At 59.4% G+C, this 12,742-nt stretch carries 10 protein-coding genes; 2 read left to right on the forward strand and 8 right to left on the reverse strand.

The features are described from left to right. Positions 1-661 precede the first annotated feature (661 nt). The gene (locus VSQ83_RS14025) at positions 662-1,630 is read right to left on the reverse strand and encodes a helix-turn-helix transcriptional regulator (protein WP_326399053.1); all 969 of its coding nucleotides are present in this window, start codon (positions 1,628-1,630) and stop codon (positions 662-664) included. A gap of 190 nt (positions 1,631-1,820) precedes the next feature. Here VSQ83_RS14025 and VSQ83_RS14030 point away from each other — a divergent pair, with 190 nt between their 5' ends. After that, positions 1,821-3,155, forward strand: coding sequence for an amidohydrolase (locus VSQ83_RS14030; protein WP_133078505.1), 1,335 nt, complete (start codon positions 1,821-1,823; stop codon positions 3,153-3,155). Between the two features lie 583 nt (positions 3,156-3,738). Then, positions 3,739-4,068 carry a hypothetical protein gene (locus VSQ83_RS14035; protein WP_219262702.1) on the forward strand — a complete coding sequence of 110 codons (330 nt, stop codon included), beginning with the start codon at positions 3,739-3,741 and terminating at the stop codon, positions 4,066-4,068. Positions 4,069-4,137: 69 nt separating this feature from the next. Here VSQ83_RS14035 and VSQ83_RS14040 read toward each other — a convergent pair whose 3' ends face one another. From VSQ83_RS14040 to hutC, 7 genes are all read right to left on the reverse strand, one after another. After that, positions 4,138-5,082 carry an electron transfer flavoprotein subunit alpha/FixB family protein gene (locus VSQ83_RS14040; RefSeq protein ID WP_219262701.1) on the reverse strand — a complete coding sequence of 315 codons (945 nt, stop codon included), beginning with the start codon at positions 5,080-5,082 and terminating at the stop codon, positions 4,138-4,140. A 2-nt stretch (positions 5,083-5,084) separates the two neighbouring features. Then, on the reverse strand, positions 5,085-5,834 hold the full coding sequence (locus tag VSQ83_RS14045) for an electron transfer flavoprotein subunit beta/FixA family protein (protein WP_219262700.1): 750 nt from the start codon (positions 5,832-5,834) through the stop codon (positions 5,085-5,087). Positions 5,835-5,909: 75 nt separating this feature from the next. After that, positions 5,910-7,337: a purine-cytosine permease family protein gene (locus tag VSQ83_RS14050; RefSeq protein WP_326427055.1), complete on the reverse strand. Its 1,428-nt coding sequence runs from the start codon at positions 7,335-7,337 to the stop codon at positions 5,910-5,912. Positions 7,338-7,468: 131 nt separating this feature from the next. After that, positions 7,469-8,611 carry an acyl-CoA dehydrogenase family protein gene (locus VSQ83_RS14055; protein WP_326427056.1) on the reverse strand — a complete coding sequence of 381 codons (1,143 nt, stop codon included), beginning with the start codon at positions 8,609-8,611 and terminating at the stop codon, positions 7,469-7,471. Continuing rightward, entirely contained in the window at positions 8,608-9,768 is a 1,161-nt protein-coding gene (locus VSQ83_RS14060) for a CaiB/BaiF CoA transferase family protein (protein ID WP_326427057.1), read from the reverse strand. Before VSQ83_RS14060 ends, VSQ83_RS14055 begins: the two co-directional genes overlap by 4 nt. A 141-nt stretch (positions 9,769-9,909) precedes the next feature. After that, positions 9,910-11,586, reverse strand: coding sequence for a urocanate hydratase (gene hutU, locus VSQ83_RS14065; protein WP_326427058.1), 1,677 nt, complete (start codon positions 11,584-11,586; stop codon positions 9,910-9,912). 316 nt (positions 11,587-11,902) lie between these two features. Further along, positions 11,903-12,655, reverse strand: coding sequence for a histidine utilization repressor (hutC, locus tag VSQ83_RS14070; protein ID WP_133078497.1), 753 nt, complete (start codon positions 12,653-12,655; stop codon positions 11,903-11,905). Positions 12,656-12,742 lie beyond the last annotated feature (87 nt).

Genomic DNA, 12,742 nt, shown 5'->3' on the forward strand with positions numbered 1-12,742 from the left:
CCTCGTCAGCGACTTGTTTGTTGGCGCTAAAACGTTTTGTGCAAGGCTCTGTGGCGTCTGCGATGCATTTTGCTTTTGCTGGAGCCACACGTATGTCCAGACGACGCGAATGCCCATCACAGAAGGCCGAACGCAGGTGCTGTTATGGGGGTGGCGCGGCAGGACGCCGCGCCAGCCGCGATGGGCCATGGATGGCCCGTCGCGGCGTGCCTCCATGACAGTGCCGGAGTGAGGGAACCACCGAGCCTGGGCGAGGCGGCCGTATGGTAGGGCAAGCCTTTTTGGTTACTTTTTCGGCGTCTGGAAAAAGTGACCCGCCGTAAGGGCGGAACCCGTAGAAAGTCGTGACACATCGAATGGATATGTACTCGGCATCGCTGCGGGCGCATCGCAAAACAACTGGCACACGAGGTACATATCCAGCATTCGCGGTTAACTGAAACGATGGTTTCGCCCTTACGGCGAGTCCCTTTTGTCAAACAGCCACAAAAGGAACCAAAAAGGCCTTGCCCTGGCGTACGGCCCTCGCTCCGGCCTCCCGAAGGGCAGGCAGATCAAAAACCAGTGCAAAAACAAGATCAACTGCCCGCCGAGGCGGCCTACAGGCCGACCTTTTTAGCGAAGCACATTTCTCTGAACAGGCCGGCTGGCAACAGAGTATCTACAGGGCGACGCAATGCCGGCGCTTGAAGGTGCTCGAAGGCAGCTCGCCAAACTGCAAACGGTAGCTTTCGGAAAAACGGCCCAAGTGCATAAAGCCGTAATCGAGCGCCAGTTCCGTGAGGCTGCGTACCGTGCAGCTCGGGTCGTTCAGGCAGGCGTGGATACGCTCGAGCTTGCGCTGGCGGATGTATTGCAGGGGGGTAACGCCCAACTGGCGTTCAAACAGGGTGTAGAGCGAGCGCGGACTCATGTGCGCCTGTGCGGCCAGGTCTTCACCGCTCAGGTCCTGCTTCAGGTTGCGTTCGATGTAGTCGAGGATGCGCTCGATACTGGCACTGGCAGAGGCCAGGTTTTCACGGCTGATGTTGGTCTGCATCAGCGTCAGCAACTTGCTGCCGATAATCTGCGTGTAGTGCTCCTGCACCCGCAGCAGCGGGTCGCTGGCCTCGGACTCCTGGCATACCATGCCCAGCAAGCCGAGAAAGCCTTCCAGCTCATCGAGCCTATAGTGATTGCGCATAAAGCGCACACCACCCGCAGGTCGCCGCCAGCGCTGATCGTCACACACCGATTCAAGCAAGCTGGCCGGTATTTTAAGGATGAATTTTTCGCAATCCTGGGAGTACGTCAGGTCGACCGGGTCGTCGGGATTGATCAGCAACAGCTCGCCCGGCACCAGATGGTGCTCACGGGTCGGGCCACGCCACAGGCAATTGCCGCTCAACAGGACCTGCAGGTGGAAGATGGTCTCCAGCGCAGGTGACGTCACGCGGACACTGCCGCCGTAACTGATGCGGCACAGGTCAAGTTCGGCGAATTTTCGGTGATTGAGGCTCGCCAGGGGGCGTGTGGTTCTGGAAAGGCCAATACAGTGCTGACCCACATGCAGGTTCACGTAATCGGATACGGCATGGGGGTCCGCGTGTCGGAACACGCTACTGCGTTCACTCAGCAGGCGGCTATCCATCGGCAAGGTACTCGGTGTTGTCATTTTTATGGGTGTCACGTACGCCAGAGTAGGCCCGCTCATGGGTGCAGATCAATTGGACCCTTGGCCAATGTTCGATAATCGAACGGTTTTAGCCAGCCGGTCGAACCACTCCGATGGGTGACGACATAACCTGTGCGGCCCAAAAACAACAAACAAGAGAAGCTCAATGCTTGCCCGTCTACGCCCTGCCCCTCTGTACCTCGCGCTATTGAGCGCACTGACTGCCACCGCCAGCCAGGCCGCGGACCTGAGCTGGGTCGATCCCGCCGTCGATTCGGTCAACGCCCAGGTCATCTCGCTGCGCCATACCCTTCACCAGAACCCCGAAATGGGCAATCAGGAGTTCAAGACCGCTGCATTGGTCGCCGAACAGCTCAAGAGCCTGGGTTTGCAGGTGCGCACCCAAGTGGGCAAGACGGGGGTGGTGGCCGTGCTCAAGGGCGGACTCCCCGGCCCGGTGATGGCCCTGCGCGCCGACATGGACGCACTGCCTGTCAAGGAGATGACCGGCCTGCCGTACGCCAGCACGGCCACCGGTACCCGCCTGGGCAAAACCGTTCCGGTCATGCACGCCTGCGGCCATGACACCCATACCGCCATGCTGGTGGGCGCAGCCCGAGTACTGGCCGAACACCGTGATCAGGTCGCGGGCACGGTCGTATTTCTGTTCCAGCCCGCAGAAGAAGGCGCGGCGGACGTGGACGAGTTCGAGTCCGATGCCTTGATTGGCGCCCAGGCCATGATCCGCGACGGTGCACTGGACTCGCCCAAGGTCGAAGCCATCTTCGGCGTGCACGTGATGGCGGGTTATCCCACCGGCCACCTGTATTACAAGGCCGGTACCGTACTCAACAGCAGCGACGGCTTTCGCATCATCGTCAAGGGCAAGCAGACCCACGGCTCGGCGCCCTGGAGCGGAGTTGACCCCGTGGTGGCCAGTGCAGGCATCATCAACGGCCTGCAGACCCTGGTCAGCCGGCGCGCCGACCTGACCCAGGGGATGGGGGTGATCAGCGTCGGCACCGTCAATGCAGGTTCGGCGGCCAACATCATTCCAGAGACCGTGGAAATGACCGGCACCATCCGCAGCAACAGCGCGGCGGTGCGCGACACCCTGCTGAAAAAAATGCCGCCGCTGGTGCAAGGCATTGCCAGCGCCTATGAGACCGAAGCCAACCTGTTGCTGGTCAACCATGCGCCGGTCACCACCAACGACCCGCAACTGACGGCGGCCATGGTCCCGGCGCTTGAACTCGCAGCGCCCGGCAAGGTGCAACGGCTGGAGGCATCCCTGTCGCCCAGCGAAGACTTCTCGTACTACGCCGAGAAAGTGCCGGGGCTGTTCGTCTTCCTGGGGGCCACGCCTGAAGACCAGGACATGAGCAAAGTGGCGAATAACCACAGCCCCTACTTCACCGCCGATGACCAAACCCTGGCCACAGGCGTGAAGGCCCATGTGCAGTTTGTGATGAATTATCCGGGGCGGGTACGCAGCCTCTAGCTTGATTTTGCAGGCGCTTCAACGCGCCGGCTCACCCCACTGATCTGACCCCAGGCAGCCCGTCGCCCAGCGAAACATCGCGGCGCGGGCTGCGTGTGCCCGGGCTTGACGGGATGACCGGCATGCTGAAAAACGACCCGTCAGTCACATATGTAGTGCGCAAAAATAATCACTACATATGTGTTGACGACACGATTTTCCCCAAGCATTATGCAGACGTCTTCCCCACCGGAAGCGCTGAAAAGGGTTGTTGCAAGCATGTCCGACGAGCTGTCGGGCTGTTCCGGGATAGGTACTGCCCACAAGGCAGAATTGATGAAGCTGACCTGGCTTGATCGTCCGCGTCAAAGACGACAGAGGCTAGCGAAACGTCCTCAAGAAGCTTGTGGCTGATGCGTCATGTCACCCTGGCATCCTGGTTCACGCTGATCTCCCTCGCTTTACGCTCTTTATGTAGTGCCGGGTTTTACGACTACATATGACGAACTCAAGACAGATCTGCTTTAGATGGACACTACGTAGCGCTGCAGGTGCAGTTGCGCGAATCAATTAGACAGATCAACGAGTGGTCAAGGAGTTAGCTATGAACCTGAATAACCAACCGACTGTTAACGAGCTGGCTCGACTCTTCGCCGCCCAGAAAGACACGCTGAACGATCACATTCTGTGGATCAGTGACGCCGGTGATGTTCGTATCGATGCAGTGACTTCGTGCAAGGAAGAAACCAGTTTCGAGGAGGACCGTCCACAGATGCGAGCCCACCTCAAAATGTACCGCCGTGGCCAAGGCTACGTGGGCAAGAAGGCTGCCGCCGATAGCGACTACATGGCGCGCATCCTGCAAACCTTGACCCTGACCTGGGAAAAGGCTCAAACAGAGCCTGCACTGGTCAAAGTTAACAGCTACAGCTGATAACCCCTGCTGTACCAAAAAGCCCCCGGACAATCTCCGGGGGCTTTTTTGCATCTCTCACCTCTGGGGTCAGATTGCCTGTTCCAGTTCAGGCACAGCTTCGAACAAGTCCGCTACCAGGCCGTAATCGGCCACCTGGAAGATCGGTGCTTCTTCGTCCTTGTTGATCGCAACGATCACCTTGGAGTCTTTCATGCCGGCCAGATGCTGGATCGCGCCGGAAATGCCCACCGCGATGTACAGCTGTGGCGCAACTATTTTGCCGGTCTGGCCGACCTGCATGTCGTTAGGCACAAAACCTGCGTCCACTGCTGCGCGGGAAGCCCCCACACCGGCACCCAGCTTGTCCGCCAGTGAATACAGATACTTGAAGTTGTCACCGTTCTGCATGCCGCGACCACCGGAAACGACGATCTTGGCAGCGGTCAGTTCAGGGCGGTCCGACTTGGCCAGTACTTCGCCAACAAACGACGAAGTGCCTGCATCGTGAACCGCTGCAACCACTTCAACCGCTGCCGAACCACCTTCTGCGGCAACCGGGTCGAAACCGGTCGCACGTACGGTGATCACTTTTACCGGCGCAGTGGACTGCACGGTGGCAATGGCATTGCCGGCATAGATCGGACGCGTGAAAGTATCAGCGCTGACGACCGAAATGATCTCGGAGATCTGATCCACGTCCAACTGCGCAGCAACGCGCGGCAGGATGTTTTTGCCGTTGGACGTGGCAGCCGCCAGGATGTGGCTGTAGCCAGCACCCCCTGCCCCTTGAACAAGAGCAGCAACCAATGGCGCCACGTTTTCAGGCAACTGATGGGCGTAAGCCGCATTGTCGGCGACCAGCACTTTAGCCACGCCAGCGATTTTCGCGGCGGCCTCGGCTACAGCGCCAATGCCCTGGCCTGCAACCAACACGTGCAAATCACCGCCAATTTTGGCAGCAGCAGCCACCGTATTCAGGGTTGCCGATGCAATGCCCGCACCGTCATGCTCTGCGATTATCAGGACAGTCATGCTCAGATCACCTTCGCTTCGTTTTTCAGTTTCTCGACCAGTTCAGCCACCGACTTGACCTTGATGCCAGCGCTGCGTGCTGCAGGCGCTTCAACTTTCAGGGTTTTGTTGGTCGAAGCCGTGGAAACACCCAACGCGTCCGGGGTCAGCACTTCAAGCGGCTTCTTCTTGGCTTTCATGATGTTTGGCAAGGACGCATAACGCGGCTCGTTCAAACGCAGGTCAGTGGTGACGATCGCTGGCAAGCTCAGCGAAACAGTTTGCGCGCCGCCATCCACTTCACGGGTCACGGCAACCTTGTCACCTGCCACTTCGACTTTGGAAGCGAAAGTGCCCTGACCGAAACCGGTCAGCGCAGCCAGCATCTGGCCGGTCTGGTTGTTGTCGCTGTCGATGGCCTGTTTGCCCAGGATCACCAGTTGAGGCTGTTCCTTGTCGACAACGGCCTTGAGCAGCTTGGCTACGGCCAGGGAGGTCAGGTCTTCGGCGGACTCGACGAGAATGGCGCGATCTGCACCCAGTGCCAGCGCGGTACGCAGCTGTTCCTGAGCGGTGGCCGGGCCGATGGAGACGACGACGATTTCAGTCGCAATCCCTTTTTCCTTAAGGCGTACGGCTTCTTCCACAGCGATTTCGCAGAAGGGGTTCATCGACATCTTGACGTTGGCGAGGTCAACGCCGGAGTTGTCCGCTTTGACGCGCACTTTAACGTTGTAATCGACCACGCGCTTGATACAGGCCAGCACCTTCATAGTTTCTTCCTCTATGGCTACAGGGGCAGTGCCGACAACAAACAGCACTGCGCACCTGTGTTGATTGGATAGCCCTTAAACCGTTGCGGGCTCGACGGGCAAAATCAGTTGATCCGGCAACGACTGCACCGACTTGCGCGCCACGAGGTAATACACCAGCGCAGGCAGCGTCAGGCCGATGATCCACGAGATATCAGTCCCGCCCAGTTGCTCCACCAGAGGCCCGGTGTAGAAGCTGGTCGCAATGAACGGCAATTGAACCACCACCCCAAAGGCGTAGACCAGAATACCGCGCAGGTTCCAGCGCCCGTATCGGCCATTCGGGTTAGACAAGGCCAGCACGTCGTACCGCTCTTTGCTGATCAGGTAGAAGTCCACCAGGTTGATCGCGCTCCACGGGGTGAAAAACGCCAGCAAAAACAGGATAAATGCCGAGAAATCCTTGAGAAACGAATGCTGCCCCAGCAGCGCCAGTGCGGTGGCAAAACCCACCATCAGCAGGATGTAAAACAGGCGCAGGGGTTTGGATATGTCGTGATTACCGCGAAAACCGCTGACAATGGTCGCCAACGACATGAAACTGCCGTAGGCATTGAGCGTGGTGATGGTCACCTTGCCGAACACCACGCAGAAATACAGCACCGCCGCCATCACCCCGCTCGCCCCCATGCCGACGATGTACGACACCTCATGTCCGGCAAATTGGCTTCCCGCCAGCGCCGCCACAAACACACCGAAAACCATCGAGATTTGCGAGCCGACCACAGAGCCAAGCCCCACCGCCAGAAAGGTTTTCAACGAAGAGGTGTTGGCAGGCAAGTAACGCGAGTAGTCCGCAACATATGGTCCAAAGGCGATCTGCCAGGATGCGGACAACGAAATGGCCAGGAGAAAACTGCTCAGCGAAAAGTGTTTATTGCTGAGCAGCAGGCCAATGTCGTTTTGTGAAATCAAGGTGTAGAACAGGTAGAAAAACGCCAGCACCCCGACCACGCTCGCCACGCGGCCGATCATGTGAATGGTGCGATACCCCAGAACGGTCAGCAGTACGATCAGCGCAGCAAAAATCAAGATGCCCCACGAATCGCTCACCCCGACCAACTGCCCCACGGCCTGCCCGGCCAGCACCGAACCGCTGGCTGAAAAGCCCACATACATCAGGCACACCAGCACAATCGGGATCACGGCGCCGTAGACGCCGAATTGCACGCGGCTGGAAATCATCTGCGGCAACCCCAGTTTCGGGCCCTGTGCAGCGTGCAACGCCATGATGGTGCCGCCCAGCACCTGCCCGATCAAAAGGCCGATCAACGACCAGAACACATCGCCGCCCAGCACCACGGCCAGGGCCCCGGTGACAATCGCGGTCACTTGCAGGTTGGCCCCGAACCACAGGGTGAATTGACTGAACAGACGGCCGTGGCGCTCCGATTCAGGGATGTAATCAATAGAACGCTGTTCGACCAGCGAGGCCCGTGGTGAATCCTGGTTGTGCGTGGACATAAGCAGTTCCTTCAGGCTGGCACCCAAGGTGCGCCGTGTTGTTTTGGGAAAGACTTTTCCAATCCTTGACCGAACCTCAGTGCATCCTTGCAACAGCGGGCAGGCTCCAATCCGAACCTGCCACAGACCGACTATCTGGCGGCGTCGAGCAAGGCACGGGAGATGATGATTTTCTGCACTTCGGAAGTGCCTTCGAAAATCCGCAGGATTCGCGCGTCACGCACATAGCGCTCCAGCGGCAAGTCCCGGCTGTAGCCATAACCGCCGTGCAATTGCAGCGCGGCATCGGTGATAAACCCCGCACATTCGGCGGCCACCAGCTTGGCGGTGGCCGAGTCCAGGCTGAAGCGCTCGCCGCTGTCACGCCGGGCGGCAGCTTTCATGGTCAGCATGCGCGCACTTTCAAGCTGTGCGTACATGTCTGCCAGCCGCCATTGCGTGCCTTGATAGGCCGCCAGCGGCTTGGGACCGATCTGACGTTCACGCACCCAGCTCAGGCTGGCTTGCAGTGCAGCATTGGCAATGCCGAGCGACATGGCCGCGACTTCCACCCGCCCGCGATCCAGCACCGCCATTGCCGTGTTGAAACCCTGACCCTCAACACCCAGCAGCGCCGACTCCGGCAGCCAGCAATCGAGGGACAGCTCATAGATGGTACTGCCACGCAGGCCCATGGTTTTTTCCGGGCTGGAGAAGCTGATACCCGCTGTTCCACGGGGCACCATAAATGCGCTTATGCCCTTGTGACCGGCGTCTGCGTCAGTCTTGACGTAGAGCACGATAAAGTCCGCTTCCTTGGCGTTGGTGATGTAGTGCTTGCTGCCGCGCACACGCCAGCCGCCCTCTTCCCGCACTGCGCGGCTACGCATGTCGGCCGGATTGGAGCCCGCCGCCGGTTCGGTCAGGGCGAAGGCTCCGAGCAATTCGCCACTGGCCGCCCGTGGCAGCCACTCCTGCTTTTGCTCTTCTGTGCCGCCAAGCAGGATCGAGTCAGTGGCCAAAAAGTGCGCGGTCATGGCCGATGCGGTGGAGGCACAGGCACCCGCCACCGCTTCCACCACACGACTCATGGCAAGACTGCCGATGCCCAGGCCGCCATACTCTTCTGGCAGGTTGATCCCCATGCAGCCCAGATCCCCCAGGGCCCTGATGCTCGCCAGACAGAACGACTCCGTTTCGTCGTAGTGCTGGGCCAGCGGTTGAATCACTTCACGGGCCACTTGCTCGGCACTGTCGACCACGGCTAACTCTTCTGCAGTCATTTCGAAGTTCATGGTTGTACTCCTGCTTTGTTCAAGCCAAATAGGGCGTTGTCTGCTCCCAAACGCGGGGCAATGGTGGTCGCGTGGGGTTTGTGGCCGTTGAAGAAAACCGGTTGCGGCACCAGCGGCAGCGCTGCGCCCTCCGGCTGGAACTGCAACTGGCGAACACGGGCGTGCTCACTGCCTGCTGCTTCGGCCAGATCCCATACCGGGGAAGACGGCACACCGGCATCGAGCAAGCCATCGCATAACTGCTCGACGCTGTGTTGTGTGGTCCAGGCTTCAATGGCGGCCCGTAGCGCAGGCTCGTTCAGGGTGCGCTGGGTGTCACTGATGAAGCGCGCATCCGTCGCCAGTTCCGGCTGCCCCATGCTCTGGCACAAACGTTCAAACAAACGATTGCTCGCCACTGCAATCACCACCAGGCCATCCGCTGCACGGTAGGTGTCAAAGGGCGTCGAAACCGGATGCCGATTACCGACCAGCCCCGGAGCCACACCGTTGGCGTAAAGGTTGGACAAGCCCGTCATTTGCAGGCTGAACAACACGTCAAACATGGCCACATCGATGTACTGCGCCCCCGGCGCATGCCGTTCGCGGGCAAACAGTGCCGAGCTGATTGCCCAGGCGGCATAGACGCCAGCGCACAGATCACCGATGGCCTCACCGCTGCGAGTCGGGCCGGTGGCGGCAAAGCCGGTGACACTCATCAGGCCGGACATGGCCTGTGCCACGATGTCGTAGGCTGGACGCCTGGACAGCGGGCCTTCCTGGCCAAAGCCGGAAATACTGGCGTAGATCAGGCGCGGGTTGTGCTGCTTGAGACTATCGAAATCGATACCCAGGCGCTGAGTGACACCGGGGCGGAAGTTCTCCACCACTACATCGGCATCGGCTACCAGTTCATAGAAGCGCTGACGGTCCGCAGGGTTTTTAAAATCGATCTCAACGCTTCGCTTGCCGCGGTTTATCAAGCCGAAGTAGACACTTTCACCGTCCAGGAACGGCCCCAGATGACGGGCATCATCGCCCTCCTCGGGCACTTCAAACTTGATGACATCGGCCCCCAGGTCAGCAAGCATCGCGGTGCAATGTGGCCCGGCCAGTACGCGACTGATGTCCAGTACACGAACGCCTTGCAGTTGCTGGGTAAACGGATTGTTGCTCATGCTCACACCCTCTGAATATCCGCAAACAAGCCCGTACTGTGTCGCCGGGCCTGCCTGCAATTGAATCGCCTCGTATCGCCTGAAGCACCGAGGCGTCTGCATCGCGAGCAAGCCCGCCCCCACAGGGTTCGTGCCCGTGGGTCAGCCGTTGATCATCGGCAGGTTCAGGCCCTGCTCGTTTGCACAGTCGATGGCGATGTCGTAGCCCGCATCTGCGTGACGCATCACGCCGGTTGCCGGGTCGTTGTGCAGGACACGGGCGATACGCTCAGCCGCTTCGTCGGTACCGTCACACACGATCACCATCCCCGAGTGCTGGGAGAAGCCCATGCCCACGCCACCGCCGTGGTGCAGCGAAACCCAGGTCGCGCCGCTCGCGGTGTTCAACAGGGCGTTGAGCAATGGCCAGTCGGACACGGCGTCCGATCCATCTTTCATCGACTCGGTTTCACGGTTCGGGCTCGACACCGAACCGGAGTCCAGATGGTCGCGGCCGATCACGATCGGGGCTTTCAGCTCGCCGCTGCGCACCATTTCGTTGAACGCCAGGCCCAGCTTGGCGCGCTGACCCAGACCAACCCAGCAGATACGTGCCGGCAGACCCTGGAAGCTGATGCGCTCGCGAGCCATGTCCAGCCAGTTGTGCAGGTGGGCGTCGTCAGCGATCAGCTCTTTGACCTTGGCGTCGGTTTTGTAGATGTCTTCGGCATCACCCGACAGCGCGACCCAGCGGAACGGGCCTACACCACGGCAGAACAATGGGCGGATATAAGCCGGTACAAAACCAGGGAAGTCGAAGGCGTTTTCTACGCCCACTTCTTTGGCCATCTGACGAATGTTGTTGCCGTAGTCGAAGGTCGGCACGCCCGCTTTCTGGAAGGCCAGCATGGCTTCAACGTGCTCGCCCATCGAGGCTTTGGCGGCTTTGACCACGGCTGCCGGATCGGTCACGGCGCGGTCGCGGTACTGCTCCCAGGTCCAGCCTTTTGGCAGATAGCCGTTCAGGGGGTCGTGGGCGCTGGTCTGGTCGGTGACCATGTCCGGGCGTACGCCACGACGAACCATTTCTGGCAGCAATTCAGCGGCGTTCCCACAAAGCGCGATGGAGATCGCTTTGCCTTCAGCGGTGTATTTGGCGATACGGGCCAGCGCGTCATCCAGGTCCACGGCTTGCTCGTCGACATAGCGAGTGGCCAGGCGGAAATCGATACGGCTTTGCTGGCATTCGATATTCAGCGAGCAGGCACCGGCCAGGGTGGCGGCCAGAGGCTGTGCGCCGCCCATGCCGCCCAGACCTGCGGTCAATACCCATTTGCCTACCAGGCTGCCGTTGTAGTGCTGGCGACCGGCTTCGACGAAGGTTTCGTAGGTGCCCTGGACGATGCCCTGGCTGCCGATGTAGATCCAGCTGCCGGCGGTCATCTGGCCGTACATGGCCAGGCCTTTGGCGTCGAGTTCGTTGAAGTGCTCCCACGTGGCCCAGTGCGGTACCAGGTTGGAGTTGGCGATCAGTACCCGTGGTGCATTGTTGTGGGTTTTAAACACGCCGACCGGCTTGCCCGACTGCACCAGCAGGGTTTCGTCATCGTTGAGGTTGGTCAGGCTTTCGACGATTTTGTCGTAGCACTCCCAGTTACGCGCTGCCCGGCCAATACCGCCATACACCACCAGCTCGGTCGGGTTCTCGGCCACTTGCGGGTCGAGGTTGTTCATCAACATCCGCAGCGGCGCTTCGGTCATCCAGCTTTTAGCAGTGAGCCGGGTGCCACGGGCGGCGCGGATTTCACCTTCACGGTGACGGTCATGGGCAGTTGTCATGGGCAGTCCTTCATAAAAAAGCATCAACGTCATACGGTGCAGTGCGACAGGTGCGCACTTATACCAGCCTGTATGTACAAGTGAATGCAAGCGAAGGGCCAACACACAAGCGGCAATGCGCCAACGGCCTGTTTTTTATATGGAAAAATGTTATAAATCAGATAGTTAAAAAATTTTCAATTTTTGCGAAAAGAATATGTCGCACGAAAAAGCCGCATCAAGTTGCCGCAACTTTGTGCATCAACAGGCGGGAAGGTAACAAAAATGCACCAAAAGTAACGCGAGTAACACATCGTTACCCGCTATCAGCGACCCCTCAGTTGCCGCACTGGCCTTGCAGGCGATAGCGCGTGCCCGGGTACACCAGGCGGGCACACCCCACCATTCCTTGAGCCGCCCACGTGCGGCGGCGAATGAGCAGGCAAGGCTCGTTTCGCTTGACGTGCAGCAGGCGACACTCTGCAGATTTGGCATGAATGGCCTCTACCACATGCTCACCGCCGGTCAATGGCGCGAGGTTCATCAGGTAGGCATAGGCCGTGGTACGGGTGAAATCCTGCTGCAGGTACTCAGGTGCGATCTCGGCATTCACGTAGCGCTCTTCAATCTGCACCGGTACATCGTTTTCGTAATGCACCATCACCGAATGGAAGAACCGCTTGATACCGTCCAGTGCAAATGGCAACACAGGCGTGACCTTGGCCGGGACTTCTTCGAGCACGATCACTTCACAGCGGTGCACGTGGCCACGGTCGGCGATTTCCTGGGCAATGTTATGAATCTCGAACAACGCCGCATTGCCTTTGGGCACTGCAACAAATGTCCCCACCCCTTGCATGCGCACCAGCAACCCTTCGATGGTCAGCTCACGCAATGCGCGATTGATCGTCATGCGACTCACGCCCAACAGGGTAAGCAACTCACTCTCGGAGGGCAGCTTGGAGTTGGGCAGCCAGGCGCCCGAACGGATTTTTTGCGCAATGGCCTGTTTGACGCGCGCGTACAGCGGCGCAGGACTCTCAATGGAGAATGACTCAAGGGATGAATTGTCATCGACTGACTTGGACACAACGACTCCTGTTGGCGGGTTGGGCATGCCAGGGGGCGTTCTCGATCAGTTTGCGCGCCACACAAACTGATCGAGAACATCCCCTGA

Origin of the sequence: Pseudomonas sp. DSV-1 (genome assembly GCF_035830915.1) — a bacterium.
Lineage (GTDB): Bacteria > Pseudomonadota > Gammaproteobacteria > Pseudomonadales > Pseudomonadaceae > Aquipseudomonas.